The organism is Ferruginivarius sediminum, from assembly GCF_003344765.1.
GTDB classification, from domain to species: Bacteria; Pseudomonadota; Alphaproteobacteria; order Kiloniellales; family Rhodovibrionaceae; genus Ferruginivarius; species Ferruginivarius sediminum.
This window is the reverse complement of sequence record NZ_QPMH01000001.1, coordinates 330,854-349,379: the sequence shown is the minus strand read 5'-3', so window position 1 is coordinate 349,379 and position 18,526 is coordinate 330,854. Positions and strand designations below refer to the sequence as shown.

The following is an 18,526-nucleotide window of genomic DNA, read 5'->3' as shown; positions in this document are numbered from 1 at the left end:
GCCGCAGACCCTGCCGCGCCGCCTAGTGCTTCAGGATCTGGCTGAGGAACATCTTCGTGCGCTCGGACTGCGGGTTGTGGAAGAACTCTTCGGGCTCGTTCTGCTCGATGATCTCGCCGCCATCCATGAAGATAACCCGGTCCGCCACGGTTCGCGCGAAGCCCATCTCGTGAGTGACGACAAGCATCGTCATGCCGGTTTCAGCAAGCTCGATCATCACGTCGAGAACTTCCTTGATCATTTCAGGATCGAGGGCCGAGGTTGGCTCATCGAACAGCATGACCTTGGGGTTCATGCACAACGACCGGGCGATGGCTACGCGCTGCTGCTGGCCGCCGGAAAGCTGGCCGGGATACTTGTCCGCCTGCTCCGGAATCTTCACGCGCTCCAAGTAGTTCATGGCCGTCTCCTCGGCCTCCGCCTTGGGCGTCTTTTTTACCCAGATCGGACCGAGAGTCAGGTTCTCCAGCACGGTGAGGTGCGGGAACAGATTGAAGTGCTGGAAGACCATGCCGACTTCGCGGCGGATCGTTTCGATCTTCTTGATGTCGTTCGTGAGTTCGACGCCATCGACGATAATCTGCCCGCGCTGGTGTTCCTCCAGGCGGTTGATGCAACGGATCAAGGTGGACTTGCCGGAGCCCGAAGGACCGCAAATGACGATTCGTTCCTTCTGGTTCACCGAGAGATTGATGTCGCGCAGCACATGGAACTGGCCGAACCACTTGTGGACATCGATCATTTCGATGATCGCATTGGCATCCGGTGCAGGCATCCGCCGGGCCGCTTCCCTCGACTTGGATTCGGCGCTGACACCTTCGGTTTGGCTCATCCGATTGGCTCCTTCTCGCGGCGGCCTAGCGTTTGTGGCCCGTATCCAGGACGCGTTCGAGGTGCTGGCTGTACTTCGACATGAAGAAGCAGAAGCACCAGTAGATGATGGCGATGAAGACGTAGCCCTCCACGAAGAAGGACCGCCATTCCGGATCGGCGAATGCCTGCCGGGTCGCCAGCAACAGGTCGGTGAGGCTGACGATGGCGACCAGCGAGGTGTCCTTGAACATGCCGAGGTAGGTATTGACGATCGGCGGAATGGATATCTTCAAGGCCTGCGGCAGGATGATCTTGCGCTGCGTCTGCCAGTAGGTCAGCCCCAGCGATTCAGCGCCCTCGTACTGCCCTTTCGGCAGCGCCTGCAGGCCGCCGCGGATCACCTCGGCCAAGTAAGACGACACAAAGATGATGATCGCGACCTGCGCGCGTAGCAGGGCGTCGATACTTACTCCTGTCGGCATGAAGAGCGGGAGCATGAACGACGCCATGAACAGCAACGTAATCAGCGGCACGCCGCGCACCAGCTCGATATACCCGATGCAGATCGACTTCACGATCGGCATATTCGAGCGTCGGCCGAGCGCCAACAGAATCGATAGCGGGAAAGCGACGACGATGCCGACGACCGCCAGCAGCAGGGTCAGCGGCAGGCCGCCCCACAGTTCCGTGCGAACCGGCGTCAGGCCAAGCACTCCGCCGCCCAGCAACATCAGATAGATCAGCAGCGTGGCCAGCCAGACCGCGCCCAGCCAGGGATGCCAGAAACGCCGGTTGCAGCTGAAGCCCACCACCGTCAGCAGAAGCAGCACGCCGACAAGCGGCCGCCATTGCTCGTTGAAGGGGTAGGTCCCGAACAGGATCAGGCGGTACTTCTCCCGGATGAATGTCCAGCAGGCGCCTTCCGCCTGTTTGCACACCTCGGGATCGACCATCCCCCAGACGGCGTCGAGGAACAGCCAGTCAATCAGGGGCGGCACGGTCGAGATCAGGATGTAGCCAGCGATCAGCGTCAACAGTGTATTGAACCAACCGTTGAACAGGTTCGCGCGGAGCCAGCCAATCACGCCGACCTGGGTCTTCGGCGGGGGCAGCTCGGTCTTTTCGCCGCTGTTTGGTACCGACACGTCCCTAGCGCTCCACCAACGCGATGTGCTTGTTGTACCAGTTCATGAAGAAGCTGATCGAAAGGCTGATGGTCAGGTAGCAGGCCATCATGATGGAGATGCACTCGATCGCCTGTCCGGTCTGGTTCAACGTGGTATTGCCGACGGACACGAGGTCCGGGTAGCCGATCGCCACGGCAAGCGAAGAGTTCTTCGTCAGGTTCAGGTACTGGCTCGTCGTCGGCGGCACAATGATGCGCAACGCTTGCGGCAGAAGGACGAGGCGCAGCACCAGCGTGCGCGACAGGCCGATGGCCGACGCGGCTTCCGTCTGCCCCCAGGCCACCGCGACGATGCCGCTTCGCACAATCTCCGCGATAAAGCCGGCCGTATAGAATGTCAGACCCAGCAACAGCGCCAGGAACTCCGGCGTCACACTGGTGCCGCCGACATAGCGGAAGGTCGCCAGTTCGGGCACGTCCATCTGGGTCGGGGCACCGCCCGCGAGCCAAACGAGCGCCGGCAGACCGATCAGCATCCCCAAACTGGGCAGCAGCAGGTTGGGCTCGCGACCCGTCTCCGCCTGATGGCGCTTGGCCCATTTATAATAGACGACGCACGCGGCGATAGCGGCCAGGAAGGCCAGCCCCATCCACGGATGGATCGGATGGCTGACCGGCACGGCGTATTGCAGCCCACTCTTGCTGAGGAACACCCCCGGTATGACCGTTATGGCATCGCGCACGGAAGGCAGCAGGAAGCTGATGGCGCCGTACCAGAAGAAAAGTTGCAGTAACAACGGGATGTTCCGCATGACCTCGACATACACCGAAGCCAGCTTGGCGATCAGCCAGTTGCTGGACAGCCGCGCGATGCCGACGATCGCTCCGATGATGGTCGACAGCACGATACCCAGCAACGCAACGCGCAAAGTGTTCAGCAGGCCGACGACGAATGCCTGGCCATAGCTGTCCGACGCCTCGTAGGCGACGAAGGTGGTTTCGCCAATGTAGAAGCCAGCTTCGTTGCTGAGGAATCCGAAGCCCGTGCGGATCGACCGTTCCTCCAGATTGTCCATCGTGTTCGACACGAGATAGGCAACAAGAAGGATGACGCCGCCAAGCACCAGGATCTGATACAGAACTGCCCGGACGCGAGGATCGCGGAGGAAGGCGCCTGCCTCCCGACGCGGCGGTGCCGCGGAATCCCCGGCCTTTCGCGCGACTTGCTCTGCCATCGCACGTGCCCTTGCTTTAGAGATAGGACCGCTGCCGCCCCGCTCTCGTGCATGAGAGCGGGGCGGCAGGTTCAGGCAAGGTCCGTTATTAGCGGATCGGCGGGGCGTACATCAGGCCGCCGTCGGTCCACTGGGCGTTGAGGCCACGGTCCAGCCCCAGCGGCGATTCCATGCCGACATTACGATCGTACATCTCGCCGTAGTTGCCCATCTGCTTGATGGCGCGATAGGCCCACTCGGGATCGAGGCCGAGCTTCTCGCCCATGTCGCCGGAGGCGCCGAGCACCCGCTTGACCATCGGGTTGTCGGAATTCGCCTTCATGTCGTCGATGTTATCCGACGTGATGCCCGACTCCTCGGCCTGGACCAGCGCGATCAGGACCCACTTCGCAATGGCGAACCACGCGTCGTCGCCACGGCGCACCGACGGGCCCAGCGGCTCTTTCGAAATGGTTTCGGGCAGGATCTTGTAGTCGTCCGGGTTCGGGGCATCGACGGACTTGATCGCCGCAAGGCCGGACTTGTCCGTCGTATAGACCTGGCAGCGGCCTGCGAAGAACGCACTCAGCGATTCCTCGAAGCCCTCGAACACCACCGGCTTGAACGACATGTTCTGTGCCCGGAAATAGTCGGCGAGGTTCAACTCGGTTGTGGTGCCGGTCTGCACGCATACTTCTGCGCCGTCGAGCTGCTTGGCGCTGTCAACGCCAAGATCGGCGGGGACCATGAAACCCTGGCCGTCGTAGAAGTTGATGCCGGCAAAATGGATGCCGAGCGACACGTCGCGTGTCAGGGTCCAGGTGGTATTACGCGACAGCACGTCGACCTCGCCCGACTGAAGCGCGGTGAAACGCTGCTGCGCGGAGAGCGGAACGAACTCCACCTTGTCCGAGTCGCCGACCACGGCCGCCGCAACCGCGCGGCAGTAATCGACGTCGAGGCCGGTCCAGTTGCCCTGGTCGTCGGCAATGGAGAAGCCAGCCAAGCCAGTGTTCACGCCACAGCGAACGGTTCCCCGTTCCATGACGGAATCGAACGTGTCACCCGCCTGGGCTACACCGGCTGCACCGACAAACGCCGCCACCGTCGCGGCGGCAAACCATTTCGTTCGCCTCATGGAAGCCTTCCCTGTCTTCTGTTCAGTTCGAATCTGCGTTCTTATGTCGCTTCGCTCGGTTCCGCAGCAGGTTTTGGAGCAGCCAGGGAGTTGCCTGGCCCTCGGCCACCTTCGTGCGAACCGATAGGCGAACGATGTCGCATTAGAGGGACAAACGCAACAATTCCGACATGCGAACACCAACTATCGCACCGCGTCATAACATGGACATGCGCGCTGAAGTGGCGGAATCAAGCAAATTTGCCCGGGTATAGCGCGAAGGATATAACGCGTTGCCACATGCGTTGTCGCGCACCAGAACCGAGATGAATCGGGGCAAGAGAGGGGACGGATGGCAAGGGATCGACGCAAACCAACCACGCGGCTCACCCACCTGGGGCGCGATCCGAAGCGATTCGCCGGGGCGGTTAACCCACCAGTCTTCCACGCATCGACCATCCTGTCACCGGACCTCGCCGGCTATCAGGCGGGAGGGCAGCGCCGATTCGAGAAGGGCGCCACGGTCTACGGACGCTTCGGCACGCCGACGCAGCACGCCTTGCAGGACGCCCTGACGGATCTTGAAGGCGGCGCGGATACGCTGCTCTTTCCATCCGGGCTGGCCGCCATCACGACGGCATTGATGACCGTGCTCGCAAGCGGCGATCACGTTCTGGTGGCGGATAGCGCTTATCGTCCGACGCGCTCCCTGTGCGACGGGCTGCTGCGCCGGTTCGGCGTCGAGACCACCTATTTCGATCCGACCCTGGATGGGGACGCCCTCATGGGCCTGATCCGGCCGGAGACGAAAGCGATCCTGCTGGAATCGCCAGGGTCCATGACATTCGAGGTCCAGGATGTCCCGGCCCTCGCCGCCGCGGCGAAAAGCAAGGGGCTCGCGGTGCTGATGGACAACACCTGGGCCACGCCGTTGTTCTTCCGCCCCCTGGAGCATGGTGTCGACCTCTCGATCCAGGCGGCGACGAAGTACATCGTCGGCCACGCCGACGCCATGCTGGGCGCCGTGACGGCCAACGACGAGTGGGCGAGTGCCCTGCGCAAGACCACGTTCGAACTGGGCATGGCCGCGGCGCCCGACGACGCTTACCTCGGCATGCGTGGCCTGCGGACGCTCGACGTGCGTTTACGGCGTCATTGGCAAAACGCGCTGGAACTGGCGGCGTGGCTGCAGGCACGGGACGAGGTCGCCAGCGTGCTCTACCCGCCGCTTGAACAGCATCCGCAGCACGGTTTGTGGAAGCGCGACTTCGATGGTGCCAGCGGACTTTTCGGCGTCGTCCTTTCACACCCCTATTCCGACGCCGCCGTTGCCTCGATGTGCGACGGCTACGAGCTGTTCGGAATCGGCGCAAGCTGGGGCGGCTTCGAAAGCCTCGTCATCGCCGGCCGGCCCCACCGCACCGCCACGGCATGGAAGGCCGCCGCCCCTGTTCTGAGGTTCCACGCCGGGCTGGAGGACGCCGGCGACCTGATCGCGGACCTGGAGGCGGGCTTCCAGCGGCTCAATGCCGCCACGGACGAGTAGGAGCCTCACCATGGCTGCCCCGCGACTGCGTGTCCTGCTTGGAGAGGCCGTGGCGATCGGGCCGGGCAAGGCCGATCTGCTGGAGGCGATCGGGCGCGAAGGCTCGATCTCGGCGGCGGCGCGCAGCATGGGGATGTCGTACCGCCGCGCCTGGCTTCTGGTGGATACGATGAATCGCAGCTTCAAGGCCCCGCTGGTGGAGTCGGCGGCCGGCGGGCGGGGCGGCGGCGGCGCGGCGTTGAGCGCGATGGGCCAGCAGGTGTTGTCCCGCTATCGCGCCATGGAGGCCAAGGCTGAGCGCTTGCTGGCCGACGACCTTGCCTGCTTCCACGACCTTATGTCGGGCGTTGACGGTGGCGAGTCCCCATCCGGTTGACCCAGAACACCCGTCACTGTCTCTCCCTCTTGCAAGTAGCGCTATATTTCGCCAAACATAACGCATGCTGACCGAGTGGGAGTCCACGCAATGTTCCGGCACGCCGTTGCAGCCGCTTTCGCGCTATTGTGCGTTCAAGCCGACGTAGCCGAGGCGGAGGAGCCTGTGACGGTATTCGCCGCCGCCAGCACGACGGACGCCATGTCCGCGGTTATCGAGGCGTACGAGGCCGAGGGAATCGGCCCGGTCCGCGCATCGTTCGCGGCATCCTCCACCCTGGCGAAGCAACTGGCCGCCGGCGCGCCGGGGGAGATTTACCTTTCCGCCAACACGGCCTGGATGGATTGGCTGGAGGACCGCGGCGGAATCGCCGCCGAAAGCCGGATGATACTTTTGAGTAACGAATTGGTTCTGGTGATTCCTTCGGATGCTCCGGCGCCGAAATCGCTGACCGACCTGCCGGCCTATCTGGGGGACCGGCGGCTTGCGATGGGAGATCCCACGCATGTCCCGGCCGGTCGCTATGCCAAGGCGGCGCTGGAACATCTTGGGTTATGGAGCGATCTTCGGGACAAGACGGCGTTCGGCAGCGATGTTCGCGTGGCGCTGGCCCTTGTCGCGCGTGGGGAAGCGGCCGCCGGCGTCGTCTACTCGACTGACGCCCGAGTGAGCGACGCCGTGCGTATCGCCGAGCGGTTCCCGAGCGACAGCCATCCACCCATAAGCTACCCGCTGGCCCTCGTCGACGGTCGGGACAGGTCGGCGGCTCGCGCTTTCTACAAGTTCCTGCGGAGCCCTAAAGCGGCCGAGATATTCCGTTCGCACGGCTTCCGCACGGATCGGCCCGAACCCGCATCCTGAAGCCGGCATGTTCGCACTCTCCGACCTCGAAGCCGAAGCCCTGACCCTCAGCCTCCAGGTTTCGATCTGGGCGGTCGGGATCGGATTGCCGGCGGCGCTCTTCGTCGCGTGGCTTCTGGCGCGGCGCGAGTTTCCCGGCAAGACCCTGCTGAACGGCTTGGTCCACCTTCCGCTGGTGTTGCCGCCGGTCGTGGTCGGCTATGCACTGCTGCTGCTTTTCGGGCGCAACGGCCCAATCGGCGCTTGGCTCGACAGCGCGTTCGGCCTGACGGTCGCCTTCACCTGGCAAGGCGCGGCGCTTGCGGCGGCGGTGATGGCTTTCCCGCTCATGGTCCGCGCCATACGGCTGTCCATCGAAGCTGTCGACACGCGACTGGAATCGGCGGCCCGGACGCTCGGTGCCGGGCGGGCGGAAGTATTCTTCACGGTGACCCTTCCGCTCACGGCCCCGGGCATCCTCGTTGGTGCGATTCTCGGATTCGCCCGCAGCCTGGGCGAGTTCGGCGCCACCATCACCTTCGTTTCCAACATTCCTGGCGAGACTCGCACCCTGCCGCTCGCGCTCTACAGCCTTGTGCAGACACCCGAGGGGGAGGCCGGCGCGTTGAGGCTTGCGGCGATTTCCGTAATCCTGGCGCTCGCCGCCCTGGCCGGCTCGGAACTACTGGCCCGGCAGCTCAAGGCCAGGGTCGGCGGCTGAGACCATGCTTGAAGTCTCGATCGTAAAACGCCTCGGCGACTTCGACCTGGACGCCGAGTTCGCCTGCGAGACGCATGGTGTCGTCGCCCTTTTCGGCCGCTCGGGCGTGGGCAAGACCACGGTGGTCAATGCGCTGGCGGGCCTCGTGCGACCGGACAGCGGACGGATCGCCATCAACGGTACGACGCTGTTCGATTCCAGCCAGGGCATCGATGTCCCGCCGGAGCGGCGACGCATCGGCTACGTCTTTCAGGAAGCGCGCCTGTTTCCGCATTACTCCGTGCGGGGCAACCTGCGTTATGGCCTGCGCAGGGCGCCGCGTGGCGAGGGGGCCATCGACTTCAGTCATGTGGTCGAGCTGCTGGGACTGGAGGGTCTGCTCCATCGCCGTCCGCGCGACCTTTCCGGGGGCGAGCGGCAGCGGGTCGCTCTTGGCCGCGCCCTGCTGGCCAATCCCCGCGTGCTGCTTATGGACGAGCCGCTGGCCTCGCTGGATCAGCCACGCAAGGACGAGATCCTGCCGTTTATCGAGCGGCTACGTGACGACCTGCAAGTTCCCATCGTCTACGTCAGCCACGCGATGGACGAGATCATCCGCCTCGCCGACACGCTCGTGCTGATGAACGCGGGGCACGTGGCCGCCGCTGGCCCGGTGGAGGACTTGACCGGCCGGCTGGACCTGCGCCCACTTACCGGCCGCTACGAAGCCGGCGCCGCATTGCCCGCCGCGGTGGTCGGTCACGAGCGCGAATACGGTCTGACGCAACTTGGTTTTGCCGGGGGCGTGCTTCGGGTACCCGCCCTCGACCTTCCGATCGGCGCGCAACTGCGGGTGCGGATCCGTGCCCGCGACGTTGCCCTTGCTCTTCGGCCGCCCGAAGAATGCAGTATTCTCAATGTATTCCAGGGCACGGTTGCGGAGGTCGGCGAGGACGGCGGCGCGCTGGTCGACCTGCGGCTGGATGTGGGAGACGCACCACTGTGGGCACGGATCACCGCCAAGTCGCTGGCGGAACTCGGGCTGTGTCCGGGCCGAAAGGTTTTTGCGATGGTGAAGGCCGTCGCTGTCGACCGGCACAGCCTTGGCAGGCGCGCGGCCAATGCCCGCTTCGTGCCCGCCGGGGCCTCGCTGCCACCCGATGCGGGGTCGGGGGACTGACATCGCCGCCAACGCCACGCCCTACCATTCCAGCGCGTAGGAAAGGCGAAGCCGCGTTTCCTCTTCGCTGACGTGCCGGCCGTTGGCCAGCACGCGGCCCACCGGCAGCGGCAGGCTGTAAGAACCGGACAACGTCGGCGCAAAATCTCCGGTCTCGGCGACGTCCTGATCAAGCCCGAAGGAGAATTTATCGCCCGCAAACATCGGTTCCCGGATGCTTGCGGCAAGGCCGAGGGATCGGCTGGGCAACGGCCCTGCCCTCTCGACCCGAGTTCGACCCTCGTGCCAACCCATCGACACATCTAGGCGCCGGATGGGCGCGACACCGATCATCATGCCCGCGAAGGCGGTTTTCGCGGTCCCTTCCGCGCGACCGTCGAGTGCGCTGTCGTCCTCGCGAAGAACGCCGCCTTGCATGACAATTCGCAGACGATCGACATCGACCGCCGCCTCGCCGGCCGCGATTCCGCCGTCCCTGCCCTGAAGGAACGTTGCAGCCAGTGCCGCGCTCCCGAAATCGTGGCGCAGGAAGAACCCGTCGCCACGCCCGGCAAGGCCAATGTAGGGAGAGCGCCGAAGGCTGCCCCGCCCTACCCCGCCGAATCGGCCTGAAGCTTGGTCGCCGGCAAAACCCACCGCATCCAATGGGCCCAGACGAACCACCAATCGTGCCCTTTCGGGGCTTGGCAGTGAAAGCTCCGTCGGTTGAAAGCCAAGCTCGGCCTCGACGCTTGCTGTCTGGAAACGCACACCGTCGCCAGTCGGCCGCAAGTTCTCAACCAATGCCTCGGCCATCCCGCCAATCGCCGGACCAGTCACCGCCAGCAGCAGCACCACAGCCGCCATCAGGGAGCGCACCTCGCCCCTCCGCTCGCCAAAACCCCGGAGCGGAAACTACTGACTGAAGGTAAATAAAGGCTTTCGGCGCAGGGAAGAAGCCGCAAGCATAGCCAGATACAAAATGGGGTGTTCGCGTTTTAATCGATATCCTTAGCCCGTTTTGCGAGCATTCTATTGGGATATTACAACTTTTTGGCGCGCACGTCCGTGTTGGAATTTCAATCTAACTTTTAACTAAAATTGATTTTATTGATTCTCGTATTTCTTGAAATAGCCTGCCTTGCAATGAGCCACAGATAGAAATCAAAAAACCAGGGCAAGGGTGAGATGCGCCGGATACTTCTTGTAGAAGACAACCACACCATACGGCATCTGCTAAGCGAAGCTTTGAGAGAAGGTGGCTGCGATGTCGTGACCGTTGCGGGCGGGCTTGAGGGTCTGCGCGCCCTGCAAGCAAAGAGGTTCGATGCACTGGTTAGCGACATTGTGATGCCGGACATGGACGGCCTCGAACTCATTCGATTTGCCCGTCGCAGCTTTCCGCGTCTTCATATCGTCGCAATCACGGCTGGCACGTACACGCTCAATTCCGACCTGCTCCTTCGTGCGGCAGCGGCCGCTGGCGCCGATGCTACCTTACGGAAGCCCTTCGAGATGGAAGAACTGATCGCTGCTGTTGCCGGCGAGAGCGCGACCATTGCCAGCGAAAACGACGAATCGAGTGGGTCCTGAAACCGGGAAAAGCGTGGCGCGCCCGGCAGGGCTTGAACCTGCAACCACCGGCTTAGAAGGCCGGTGCTCTATCCAATTGAGCTACGGGCGCCCACAGGCGCCGCGGCGTCCTAGTGGGTCCAGATGCCGAGGCGCTTGTACTTGAAGTTGTCGGCGTAGGATTTCGGCCTGACATTGCGGGTGCGCGGATCCTCGACCGTGTACATATAGCCCTCGCGCTCGCAGTGGCGGATGGCGTCTTCCTTGCTGTCGAACCAGATCCGAACCTGCGTCTGGGTGTCCGAGCTGGACGTCCAGCCCATCAGCGGCTCGACCTCGCGCTTGTTGGCCGCCTCGAACTCCAGCACCCACCGGCCGGTGTTCGCCCGGCCCGACTGCATGGCCGTCTTCGGCATCTGGTAGATCCGCGCTTGCATCGAGTCCTCGCCGGTTTCCCTTTATCCGTCGCACCTGGTCGGGGCGGCAGGATTCGAACCTGCGGCCTCCTGCTCCCAAAGCAGGCGCTCTGCCAGGCTGAGCTACGCCCCGACACGGCCAATGGTGCAGACGGGTGGAATATACGAACATCCACGCAGACCGCAACCATAGGCGCTTGAGCAGGCTTTCCCGCAGGGCCTATCATGCGCTGCCCGCCAAGCGCGCGGAACCCCGCCCGCACCGGAAGGAGCCAAGCCGCGATGACGCGCCGCACCCTGAATCTCGACGAGCGCCTGCATCGGTACCTGCAGGAGATGTCGCTGCGCGAGCCCCAGGTTCTCGCCCGGCTGCGCCAGGAAACCGCGCGACTCGACGACCCGGACATGCAGATCGGCCCCGAACAGGGGCAGTTCATGCACCTTCTGGTCCAGCTAACAGGTGCGCGGCGGCTGATCGAGATCGGCACCTTCACCGGCTATTCCAGCACCTGGATGGCCCTTGCAATGCCCGAAGGCGGCCGCATCGTCACCTGCGACGTCAGCGAGGACTACACCCGAATCGCCCGCCGCTATTGGGCCGAGGCGGGCGTGACGAACAAGATCGACCTGCGGCTCGCACCAGCCCTGCAGACGCTTGACGGCCTGATCGCTGAAGGCGGGCGCGAACGCTACGACTTCGCCTTCATAGACGCCGACAAGGAGAACTACGACGGCTATTACGAGCGCTGCCTGACGCTCATTCGCCCGGGCGGCCTCGTCGCCGTGGACAACGTCCTGTGGGGCGGCTCGGTGGTCGACCCGGACCGGCACGAGGAGTCTGTCGAGGCCATCCGCGCCTTCAACGCCAAGCTGCGCGACGACGAGCGCATCACGCTGTCCATGCTCCCCATCGGCGACGGCCTTACGCTGGCTCGGAAGCGGTAGGCAGCCGGCTACTCAGCGTTCTCGAATACGCGGTGACGCACCTCGTCGCCGTCGGAGAGTCCGAGTCGGTCGGCGCTGCCGCCGCGCAGCTCCAGTACGGCCAGCACCGGCTTACCGGAAGAGATAGTCTGAAGCGATTCGGGTACGGTGCGCTCTGCTATCCGCACCACACGGCCGTCTTCGTCGATGAACAGCATGTCGAGCGGGATGAAGGTGTTCTTCATCCACATGGAGACATCCCTGGGTCGGCGATAGACGAACAGCATGCCACGATCCGCCGCCAGGTCCCGGCGGTACATCAATCCCTGCGCCCGCTGCCGGGGCGTCGTCGCCAGCTCGACGGTGAAGCCGTGCCGGGCGCCGTCCGCGGTAACGATCGTCAGGCTGTCCGTCTCGAACTTCTGCATGATCTGCGCGGCCCCGGAAAACGGCGCCGCCACGGCCATCAGAACCAACAGAGCCGTACCCAGGACCAGCTTGAACGCCATGCGCACACCGAACTCCCTCTCCGGTTTCAAGGCGCCAGGACGGAGGCGACGGCATTGCGGACCTCCGACCGGACGGGGCCGTGCCGCGGTGCGTCCGCCAGCGTCGTGAACCAATGCTCCGGCGGGTTTCGCCCCCGGCTATGCCGCCAGGACAGACCGCGCAATACCCGTTCCGCGGCGTCAGGCAGCCGGTCCGGAACCGTCAGGCCGTTCAGCGTCGCCCAGACTCCGGCCCAGCAACGTCCCACGGACCAGGGATTATACCCGCCGCCACCCAGGCACAACACCCGCGGCGCCAACCTCGCCGTATTGGCGACAACGTGCCAGAGGGCGCCATTGGACAGCTCCAACCGGCTCAGCGGGTCCTCGCTCAGGGCATCGCTGCCACACTGGATCACTATCGCGTCCGGCTCAAAAGCCTCGCCCAGCGGCAGCAAGGCCGCCTCCAGCACGTAATCCATCTCACTGTCGTTGAAGCCGGGAGGCACCGGGATATTCCGGGCCATGCCACCGGCGCGGTCGCTGGCGGCCCCCCTCCCGCCACCCGTCATCGGCCAACGGCCGGATTCGTGCACCGACATGGTGAGGACGCGCGAATCGTCGTGAAAGGCGTCCTGCACGCCGTCGCCATGGTGCGCATCGACGTCGACGTAAAGTACGCGGCCAATTCCGCCGTCCAGCAGCGTCAGGATGGCAAGAACGGGATCGTTGAAGTAGCAGAAGCCGCTGGCCCGGTCCGGGCGCCCGTGATGCGTTCCGCCCGCCGGATTGTAGACCGTTCCGGCACCGCCGAGCAGCAGCCGTGCCGCCAGGATGGAGCCGCCCGACGCGGTGGCCGGCCGGCGGAAGACTTCCGGGAACACCGGATTCCCGTTCGCGCCAAGGCCGTGGCGCGCTCTCACCTCGTCTGATACCGCCTGTTCGCGCTCGGCCGCCTGCACCGCCGCGACATAAGCGGAGTCATGGAAGTGGGCAAGTTGCGCCGGCGTGGCGCGCGGGCTGTCTTGATAAACTTCGTCCGGCAGCCAGCCCATGGCCCGGCACAGGTCGATGCAGGTGGAGACGCGGGGAATCGCCAGCGGATGCTTCCGGCCATAGCTGGAATGCCGGTAGATCTCGCTGCCGATGAACCGCGGCCGCATCGCCGCATCCGGAAAGGCGGCTTGCGTCGTCTCGGGCATCGCGGCTCGGTCGGGGTCACAAAGCGTCATGCCAGGGATGGTAACGCCCCCGCACTGCCCGGCAAGGGCAGGAACGGCGGTCGCCCCTTGGCGCGGTGGGCGAAGCGTGCCATCGTCCCGGCCACTCACCGGGGGAGCCGAACTGACGGCTGAGAGGTCTCGGACTTGTGGGACGACCCCTTGAACCTGCACCGGCTGATACCGGCGAAGGAAGCGTGACGAAGTGGAACATTACGGCAAAGCCCCGGCAGTGCGCATCCAGGGCGCGCGTCTGGCGTACGGCGGGCATCTTCTCTTCGACAAGCTGAACCTCGAAATTCCGGCCGCCAGGACGACCTGCCTTCTCGGCCCCAGCGGAGTGGGCAAGACGAGCCTGCTGCGCCTCGTGGCGGGACTCGCCGCAGACTCTGAGGGCACGGTTGCCGATGCCGCCGGCAGACCGCTCGACGGGCGGATCGCCTACATGGCGCAGCAGGACCTCTTGCTGCCGTGGCTGAGCGCGCTCGACAACGTCCTGATCGGATCGCGCCTGCGCGGCGAGACGGTGGGAGAGGCGGAGCGGCGGCGCGCTCATGATCTGCTGGTCCGTGTCGGGCTTGGGGGCCGGACAGACGCACGGCCCGCCGCACTTTCCGGCGGCATGCGCCAGCGCGTGGCCTTGGCACGAACGTTGATGGAGGATCGGCCGGTTGTGCTGATGGACGAGCCCTTCTCCGGCCTCGACGCCATCACCCGTTACGAGTTGCAGGCGCTGGCGGCCGAGGTGCTAACCGGGCGCACGGTCCTCGTGGTGACGCACGATCCGCTGGAGGCGTTGCGCCTGGGCCACCGGCTCCTCGTTCTCGCCGGGCGGCCCGCCGTGCTCGACGACAGCGTGCAGCCGCCGGACGACGCACCGCCGCGCGATGCGGCGCGGCAGGATGTGCTGGCGCTCCAGGCGCGGCTGCTCGACCGCCTCTCCCTCGCGCTGGAGGCGACACGATGAGTGCGCTGCGCCCCCTCGTCATCCTGGCCGGCCTGCTGGCACTCTGGCAGGCAGTCGTCTGGTCCAGCGGCGTCGCACCCTACATCCTGCCGGGACCCGCAAGCGTGGCCGAGGTGCTGGCGCAGCGTTGGACATCCCTGCTGCGCCATGCCGGCGTGACGGTTGCCGAAGTCGTGCTGGGCCTTGGTTTCGGAACCATCCTGGGCGTAGCCAGCGCGACCCTGATCGCCTCGTTCCGGCCGATGCGGCGCTGGCTGCTGCCGGTGCTGGTGGTGAGCCAGGCGATCCCGGTGTTCGCACTGGCGCCGATCCTGACGCTCTGGCTTGGCTACGGCATCGCTTCAAAAGTCGCGATGGCGACGTTGATCATCTATTTCCCCGTGACCTCGGCGTTCTTCGACGGCCTGCGCCGGACCGAGCCCGGCTGGATCGACCTTGCGCGGACGATGAATGGCGGACGGCTGCGAACGCTGCTTCGTCTGCGGGTTCCCGCAGCCTTGCCGGCCCTGGCGTCCGGCCTGCGGGTCGCGACGGCGGTGGCCCCCATCGGGGCCGTAGTCGGCGAATGGGTCGGGGCCAGCGCGGGGCTGGGTTATCTGATGCTGCACGCCAACGCCCGCATGCAGGTGGACGTGATGTTCGCGGCCCTGTTTGTCCTCGGCCTATTCGCCGTCGGCCTCTACTTCGCCGTGGATCGCACGCTGCGCTGGGCAATTCCCTGGCAGCCGGAGGAGCACGCTTGAAAGTTACATGAGCTCACGTGCTTATTGTTTTGTTTTTGAACGATTTTCGCCACCATTGACGGGCTCGTTACCTGCCGACAGGTAATGCGTTTCCGGGTCGTAGTGCCCCTTAAGTTCGTCGATCCAGGTGCCACGCCACGGCGGCACCCCGCAGATATAAGCCGCGCGGCCCAGCAGGTGCGCGGCCACCGGCGTGGTCGCGATCAGGAAGACGACCGCCGCCAGCGCCCGCATGATGATATCCACCTCGCCCGACTGGATCGCCACACCGATCAGCATCAGTCCCGAGCCAAGGGTTCCCGATTTCGTTGCCGCGTGCATGCGCACATAGACGTCGGGCATCCGCACCACGCCAACCGCGGCGACCAGGACGAAGAACGCGCCAATCAGAACGGCGACGCCGGCGAGGATGTCGAAGAATGTCGCGACCATCTAGCGCTTCTCCCTGCCGCCCGGCGCGGCGCCGTCGTCGTCCGGCACGTCATAGCCGTGATCCAGTTCCCCCGCCCGGGTTTCGATCAGCCGGGCGAAGAAGACCGTGGCAAGAAACGAGACAAGCCCAAGGGCTATCGCGATTTCCAGGAACAAGGCCTGGCCTGTCGCGATGACGCGCAGCGCGATGAAGCCCATGGCCAGCACCGTCAGCATGTCCAGCGCGACCACCCGGTCGGCCAGGCTGGGCCCGCGCAGCAAACGAATGAACGTCATAAGCAGCGCAATTCCCAGCATAACGAAGGCAATCGTCACCGCTACGCCCAGAAATCCGCCGACCTCGAACATTGGGGTCATTCCAGCGCCTCCGCGATGTTCTCCTCGAAGGCTTCCTTCATGCTCTTCTTATCGGCTTCGGGATCTTCCGTCGCCATCGCGTGCACATAGAGGGTTCTGCGATCCGCCGACACATCGATGCTCAGCGTGCCGGGCGTCAGCGAAATCAGGTTGGCGAACAGCGTGATCTCAAAATCGTTCCGGGCGTCGAGGGGGATGGCGATAATGCCCGAGCGAAAATTCAGGCCCGGTGTCATAACCATCCTGGCGACCGTGAAACCGGATATGGCCAGTTCATAAAAGAAGATGCCAATGAGGCGCAGAATCAGCCACAGCCGGCGGAAGTACTTAACGTCGCCCCACAGCCGGCTCGGCAGCCACAGCGCGATGTAAGCCAGGACGAAGCCCGCCAGAAGATTGACGAATGCGAAACTGCCGGTGACAAAGCCCCAGGCTATCGTCAACAGGACATGGAAGACGAAGAGGTTGATCCAATTGGCCTCGGCCTGCCGCGTTTCCGCGGCGCACGGGTTTCCGCCCTGCTGCTGATCCTTTGCCTGGCGCGCCATCGCCTAGCCCTCCTCATCCAGGACCGTGGTGATGTAGGCATCCGGAGCCATCAGGGCGACGGCAGCGCGCTCTGATATCGAGAGCAGCGGCTGGGCGAACAACCCGATCGCCAGGGTGAGCACCGCCAGCAAGGCCACCGGCGTCAATAGCACCGCCTTGCGACCGGCGCCCAATGGGCCGGGGTCCAGAATGCCGGGCGCGGCCTGCGGCGCGACCTCCGGCTTGGCGCGCCAGAACGCCAGCGACCAGATCTTCGACATCGAGTAGAGGGTCAGCAACCCGGTCACCAACGCCGCCGCGGCCACGATGTAAGCCTCCGCCTCAAGGCTGGCCTGCACCAGGATGACCTTCGGCCAGAAGCCGGAGAGCGGTGGGACGCCGGCGAGCGACATCGCCACGATGAAGAACAGCACGGCGACCAGCGGTTGCGAGCGGTAAAGGCCGCCCAGTGCGTCCAGGCCCTGCGCGTGCGCCACCCGCTGCGCCACGCCCGCCACCAGGAACAACCCGGACATCACGACGATATGATGCACCGTGTAGTAGATCGCCCCGGCCAACCCCAGGACAGTGCCGAGGCCCAGCCCGATCAGGATGAAGCCGATCCCGCTGACGAGGTTGAACGACAGCACGCGCCGGACATCGTTCTGCGCGATCGCGCCCAGCACACCAATCAGCATCGTCAGAACGCCGACGGCGAGGATGGCGCTGTAGGTGTAGGCCTGCCCCACGGTGAAGATCAGCGTGAAGGTGCGGATCATGGCGTAGACGCCCACCTTGGTGAGCAAGGCGGCAAAGATGGCGGAGACCGCCGCAGGCGGCGTGTGATAGCTGGCCGGCAGCCAGAAATAGAGCGGGAACACGGCCGCCTTCATGCCGAAGGCAAGCAGGAACAGCGCGGCGATCACGATCAGCCGCCCCTGCTCGGCGTGCTGCGGCACCACCTGGGCCAGATCGGCCATGTTCAGTGTGCCGGTGACGCCGTAGAGCAGGCCGATGGCCACCAGTAACACCGTCGTGGCGATCAGGTTCAAGATGACGTACTTCACGCCGCCGTCGATCTGCGCGCGCTCGCAACCCAGCGCCATCAGTCCGAACGAGGCGATCACCATCACCTCGAACCAGACATAGAGATTGAAGATGTCGCCGGTCATGAAGGCGCCGCCAACGCCGGTGAGAAGCGCGTGGAACAGCGGGTGGAAGCCGGTCGTCTCCCGCTCCACCCCGATATCGCCGAGGGCGAACACCGCCACGCCCAGGCCGATCAACGCGGTGAGGACGACAAGCGTCGCGCTCAACGTATCGGCGACGATGGTGATGCCGTAGGGCGCCGGCCACTCGCCCATCTGGACGGACTGGACGCCGCCTTCCCAGACGCCGGCGAAGAGGTAAAGGTCGCCGATCAGCAGGACGAACGTGCCGAGGAACGACAGCGTGCGCTGCAACCCTGGCGCGTTCCAGGCGAGCAGGCAAAGGGCGGCCGTGAGAACGGGTATCAGGATAGGCCAGACGAGCAACCAGTTCACTGCGCCGCCTCCCGCGTCGGGGTGCCGGCAGCGCCGCGGCGCCGGAGGGGGGTCTGTCGGCCGTCCTCTCCCGTGGGCGGCGATTGGTCCGGGTATGGCGGTTCGGCCTCGCGCATCGCATCGACGTCGACGGTCCGCATCGCGACGTAGGCGCGATAGGACAGCACCAGCGCAAATGCCAGCAGCCCGAAGCCGATGACGATGGCCGTGAGGATCAGCGCCTGCGGCAGCGGATTCGCATACGCGCCGGCGGGCACCTCCAGATCGCCGGGCACCAATGGCGGCGCGTCTCGTGTCACTCGGCCCGCCGTGAAGATCAATAGGTTCGCGGCGTTCGACAGGATGGCGATTCCCAGCAAGATCCGGATCAGATCGCGGCTGAGGATCAGGAAGGTCGCGCAGGCGACGAGAATGCCGACGACGATGGCGAGGACGTTCTCCATC

General features: G+C 64.8%; 22 protein-coding genes, 2 tRNA genes and 1 riboswitch. Of the genes, 9 read left to right on the top strand and 15 right to left on the bottom strand.

What is annotated here, in order from left to right; genetic code table 11:
- Nucleotides 1-22 precede the first annotated feature (22 nt).
- The 4 genes from DRB17_RS01655 to DRB17_RS01640 form a co-directional block, all read right to left on the bottom strand.
- Nucleotides 23-775, bottom strand: a complete 753-nt coding sequence (locus DRB17_RS01655; protein WP_114580476.1) for an amino acid ABC transporter ATP-binding protein — start codon at nt 773-775, stop codon at nt 23-25.
- A gap of 82 nt (nt 776-857) precedes the next feature.
- Complete coding sequence (locus DRB17_RS01650; RefSeq protein WP_114580406.1) at nt 858-1,958, bottom strand: amino acid ABC transporter permease; 1,101 nt, start codon at nt 1,956-1,958, stop codon at nt 858-860.
- A gap of 4 nt (nt 1,959-1,962) precedes the next feature.
- A complete protein-coding gene (locus tag DRB17_RS01645) occupies nt 1,963-3,174 on the bottom strand; it encodes an amino acid ABC transporter permease (RefSeq protein ID WP_114580405.1) in 1,212 nt (403 codons plus the stop codon).
- Between the two features lie 88 nt (nt 3,175-3,262).
- Nucleotides 3,263-4,291, bottom strand: a complete 1,029-nt coding sequence (locus tag DRB17_RS01640; protein WP_114580404.1) for an amino acid ABC transporter substrate-binding protein — start codon at nt 4,289-4,291, stop codon at nt 3,263-3,265.
- Between the two features lie 331 nt (nt 4,292-4,622).
- On the opposite strand from DRB17_RS01640, the gene metC reads away from it, so the two are divergent.
- The 5 genes from metC to modC all read left to right on the top strand — a co-directional run bounded on the left by metC (nt 4,623) and on the right by modC (nt 8,912).
- Nucleotides 4,623-5,816 carry a cystathionine beta-lyase gene (gene metC / locus DRB17_RS01635; RefSeq protein ID WP_114580403.1) on the top strand — a complete coding sequence of 398 codons (1,194 nt, stop codon included), beginning with the start codon at nt 4,623-4,625 and terminating at the stop codon, nt 5,814-5,816.
- Nucleotides 5,817-5,826: 10 nt separating this feature from the next.
- A complete protein-coding gene (locus DRB17_RS01630) occupies nt 5,827-6,192 on the top strand; it encodes a winged helix-turn-helix domain-containing protein (RefSeq protein ID WP_114580402.1) in 366 nt (121 codons plus the stop codon).
- 90 nt (nt 6,193-6,282) lie between these two features.
- The gene (modA, locus tag DRB17_RS01625) at nt 6,283-7,053 is read left to right on the top strand and encodes a molybdate ABC transporter substrate-binding protein (protein ID WP_114580401.1); all 771 of its coding nucleotides are present in this window, start codon (nt 6,283-6,285) and stop codon (nt 7,051-7,053) included.
- 7 nt (nt 7,054-7,060) lie between these two features.
- On the top strand, nt 7,061-7,753 hold the full coding sequence (modB, locus tag DRB17_RS01620; protein WP_114580400.1) for a molybdate ABC transporter permease subunit: 693 nt from the start codon (nt 7,061-7,063) through the stop codon (nt 7,751-7,753).
- Between the two features lie 4 nt (nt 7,754-7,757).
- Complete coding sequence (modC, locus tag DRB17_RS01615; RefSeq protein WP_114580399.1) at nt 7,758-8,912, top strand: molybdenum ABC transporter ATP-binding protein; 1,155 nt, start codon at nt 7,758-7,760, stop codon at nt 8,910-8,912.
- Nucleotides 8,913-8,933: 21 nt separating this feature from the next.
- Here the strand turns inward: modC and DRB17_RS01610 are convergent, their stop codons facing one another.
- Nucleotides 8,934-9,758 carry a hypothetical protein gene (locus tag DRB17_RS01610; RefSeq protein WP_114580398.1) on the bottom strand — a complete coding sequence of 275 codons (825 nt, stop codon included), beginning with the start codon at nt 9,756-9,758 and terminating at the stop codon, nt 8,934-8,936.
- A gap of 321 nt (nt 9,759-10,079) precedes the next feature.
- Between DRB17_RS01610 and DRB17_RS01605 the strand changes: the two genes are divergently transcribed.
- Nucleotides 10,080-10,484 carry a response regulator gene (locus tag DRB17_RS01605; protein WP_114580397.1) on the top strand — a complete coding sequence of 135 codons (405 nt, stop codon included), beginning with the start codon at nt 10,080-10,082 and terminating at the stop codon, nt 10,482-10,484.
- A 14-nt stretch (nt 10,485-10,498) separates the two neighbouring features.
- On the opposite strand, the gene DRB17_RS01600 is transcribed toward DRB17_RS01605, so the two are convergent.
- From DRB17_RS01600 to DRB17_RS01590, 3 genes are all read right to left on the bottom strand, one after another.
- Nucleotides 10,499-10,575 (bottom strand) — tRNA-Arg (locus DRB17_RS01600).
- A 19-nt stretch (nt 10,576-10,594) separates the two neighbouring features.
- On the bottom strand, nt 10,595-10,900 hold the full coding sequence (locus DRB17_RS01595) for an ETC complex I subunit (RefSeq protein ID WP_114580396.1): 306 nt from the start codon (nt 10,898-10,900) through the stop codon (nt 10,595-10,597).
- A gap of 35 nt (nt 10,901-10,935) precedes the next feature.
- Nucleotides 10,936-11,012 (bottom strand) — tRNA-Pro (locus DRB17_RS01590).
- Between the two features lie 149 nt (nt 11,013-11,161).
- Here DRB17_RS01590 and DRB17_RS01585 point away from each other — a divergent pair.
- Nucleotides 11,162-11,824, top strand: a complete 663-nt coding sequence (locus DRB17_RS01585; protein WP_114580395.1) for an O-methyltransferase — start codon at nt 11,162-11,164, stop codon at nt 11,822-11,824.
- Between the two features lie 8 nt (nt 11,825-11,832).
- On the opposite strand, the gene DRB17_RS01580 is transcribed toward DRB17_RS01585, so the two are convergent.
- Both DRB17_RS01580 and DRB17_RS01575 read right to left on the bottom strand, forming a co-directional pair.
- Nucleotides 11,833-12,312, bottom strand: coding sequence for a DUF192 domain-containing protein (locus tag DRB17_RS01580; RefSeq protein WP_114580394.1), 480 nt, complete (start codon nt 12,310-12,312; stop codon nt 11,833-11,835).
- A gap of 26 nt (nt 12,313-12,338) precedes the next feature.
- On the bottom strand, nt 12,339-13,493 hold the full coding sequence (locus DRB17_RS01575) for an acetoin utilization protein AcuC (RefSeq protein WP_241503709.1): 1,155 nt from the start codon (nt 13,491-13,493) through the stop codon (nt 12,339-12,341).
- 120 nt (nt 13,494-13,613) lie between these two features.
- Nucleotides 13,614-13,724: riboswitch (TPP riboswitch) on the top strand.
- Between DRB17_RS01575 and DRB17_RS01570 the strand changes: the two genes are divergently transcribed.
- Nucleotides 13,717-14,478: an ABC transporter ATP-binding protein gene (locus tag DRB17_RS01570; RefSeq protein WP_114580393.1), complete on the top strand. Its 762-nt coding sequence runs from the start codon at nt 13,717-13,719 to the stop codon at nt 14,476-14,478. It overlaps the preceding riboswitch by 8 nt.
- Nucleotides 14,475-15,221 (top strand): ABC transporter permease, encoded by a 747-nt coding sequence (locus DRB17_RS01565; protein ID WP_114580392.1) that lies wholly within the window; start codon nt 14,475-14,477, stop codon nt 15,219-15,221. The genes DRB17_RS01570 and DRB17_RS01565 overlap by 4 nt, the downstream gene beginning before the upstream one ends.
- A 21-nt stretch (nt 15,222-15,242) precedes the next feature.
- Here DRB17_RS01565 and mnhG read toward each other — a convergent pair whose 3' ends face one another.
- The 5 genes from mnhG to DRB17_RS01540 are packed head-to-tail and all read right to left on the bottom strand — an operon-like array spanning nt 15,243 to nt 18,525.
- On the bottom strand, nt 15,243-15,653 hold the full coding sequence (gene mnhG, locus DRB17_RS01560; protein ID WP_114580391.1) for a monovalent cation/H(+) antiporter subunit G: 411 nt from the start codon (nt 15,651-15,653) through the stop codon (nt 15,243-15,245).
- Nucleotides 15,654-16,010 (bottom strand): cation:proton antiporter, encoded by a 357-nt coding sequence (locus DRB17_RS01555; RefSeq protein ID WP_114580390.1) that lies wholly within the window; start codon nt 16,008-16,010, stop codon nt 15,654-15,656.
- Nucleotides 16,007-16,558 carry a Na+/H+ antiporter subunit E gene (locus tag DRB17_RS01550; protein WP_206607747.1) on the bottom strand — a complete coding sequence of 184 codons (552 nt, stop codon included), beginning with the start codon at nt 16,556-16,558 and terminating at the stop codon, nt 16,007-16,009. Before DRB17_RS01550 ends, DRB17_RS01555 begins: the two co-directional genes overlap by 4 nt.
- Before the next feature lie 3 nt (nt 16,559-16,561).
- Nucleotides 16,562-18,082 carry a Na+/H+ antiporter subunit D gene (locus DRB17_RS01545; protein ID WP_114580389.1) on the bottom strand — a complete coding sequence of 507 codons (1,521 nt, stop codon included), beginning with the start codon at nt 18,080-18,082 and terminating at the stop codon, nt 16,562-16,564.
- Nucleotides 18,079-18,525, bottom strand: coding sequence for a Na+/H+ antiporter subunit C (locus DRB17_RS01540; protein WP_114580388.1), 447 nt, complete (start codon nt 18,523-18,525; stop codon nt 18,079-18,081). The genes DRB17_RS01545 and DRB17_RS01540 overlap by 4 nt, the downstream gene beginning before the upstream one ends.
- Nucleotide 18,526 lies beyond the last annotated feature (1 nt).

Excerpts from the sequence above, each read along its gene's own strand:
- DRB17_RS01655 (WP_114580476.1), bottom strand. The coding sequence starts at position 775 with ATGCCTGCACCGGATGCCAATGCGATCATCGAAATGATCGATGTCCAC.
- DRB17_RS01645 (WP_114580405.1), bottom strand. The coding sequence starts at position 3,174 with ATGGCAGAGCAAGTCGCGCGAAAGGCCGGGGATTCCGCGGCACCGCCG.
- DRB17_RS01640 (WP_114580404.1), bottom strand. The coding sequence starts at position 4,291 with ATGAGGCGAACGAAATGGTTTGCCGCCGCGACGGTGGCGGCGTTTGTC.
- metC (WP_114580403.1), top strand. The coding sequence starts at position 4,623 with ATGGCAAGGGATCGACGCAAACCAACCACGCGGCTCACCCACCTGGGG.
- DRB17_RS01630 (WP_114580402.1), top strand. The coding sequence starts at position 5,827 with ATGGCTGCCCCGCGACTGCGTGTCCTGCTTGGAGAGGCCGTGGCGATC.
- modA (WP_114580401.1), top strand. The coding sequence starts at position 6,283 with ATGTTCCGGCACGCCGTTGCAGCCGCTTTCGCGCTATTGTGCGTTCAA.
- modB (WP_114580400.1), top strand. The coding sequence starts at position 7,061 with ATGTTCGCACTCTCCGACCTCGAAGCCGAAGCCCTGACCCTCAGCCTC.
- modC (WP_114580399.1), top strand. The coding sequence starts at position 7,758 with ATGCTTGAAGTCTCGATCGTAAAACGCCTCGGCGACTTCGACCTGGAC.
- DRB17_RS01610 (WP_114580398.1), bottom strand. The coding sequence starts at position 9,758 with ATGGCGGCTGTGGTGCTGCTGCTGGCGGTGACTGGTCCGGCGATTGGC.
- DRB17_RS01605 (WP_114580397.1), top strand. The coding sequence starts at position 10,080 with ATGCGCCGGATACTTCTTGTAGAAGACAACCACACCATACGGCATCTG.
- DRB17_RS01595 (WP_114580396.1), bottom strand. The coding sequence starts at position 10,900 with ATGCAAGCGCGGATCTACCAGATGCCGAAGACGGCCATGCAGTCGGGC.
- DRB17_RS01585 (WP_114580395.1), top strand. The coding sequence starts at position 11,162 with ATGACGCGCCGCACCCTGAATCTCGACGAGCGCCTGCATCGGTACCTG.
- DRB17_RS01580 (WP_114580394.1), bottom strand. The coding sequence starts at position 12,312 with ATGGCGTTCAAGCTGGTCCTGGGTACGGCTCTGTTGGTTCTGATGGCC.
- DRB17_RS01575 (WP_241503709.1), bottom strand. The coding sequence starts at position 13,493 with ATGCCCGAGACGACGCAAGCCGCCTTTCCGGATGCGGCGATGCGGCCG.
- DRB17_RS01565 (WP_114580392.1), top strand. The coding sequence starts at position 14,475 with ATGAGTGCGCTGCGCCCCCTCGTCATCCTGGCCGGCCTGCTGGCACTC.
- mnhG (WP_114580391.1), bottom strand. The coding sequence starts at position 15,653 with ATGGTCGCGACATTCTTCGACATCCTCGCCGGCGTCGCCGTTCTGATT.
- DRB17_RS01555 (WP_114580390.1), bottom strand. The coding sequence starts at position 16,010 with ATGACCCCAATGTTCGAGGTCGGCGGATTTCTGGGCGTAGCGGTGACG.
- DRB17_RS01550 (WP_206607747.1), bottom strand. The coding sequence starts at position 16,558 with ATGGCGCGCCAGGCAAAGGATCAGCAGCAGGGCGGAAACCCGTGCGCC.
- DRB17_RS01540 (WP_114580388.1), bottom strand. The coding sequence starts at position 18,525 with ATGGAGAACGTCCTCGCCATCGTCGTCGGCATTCTCGTCGCCTGCGCG.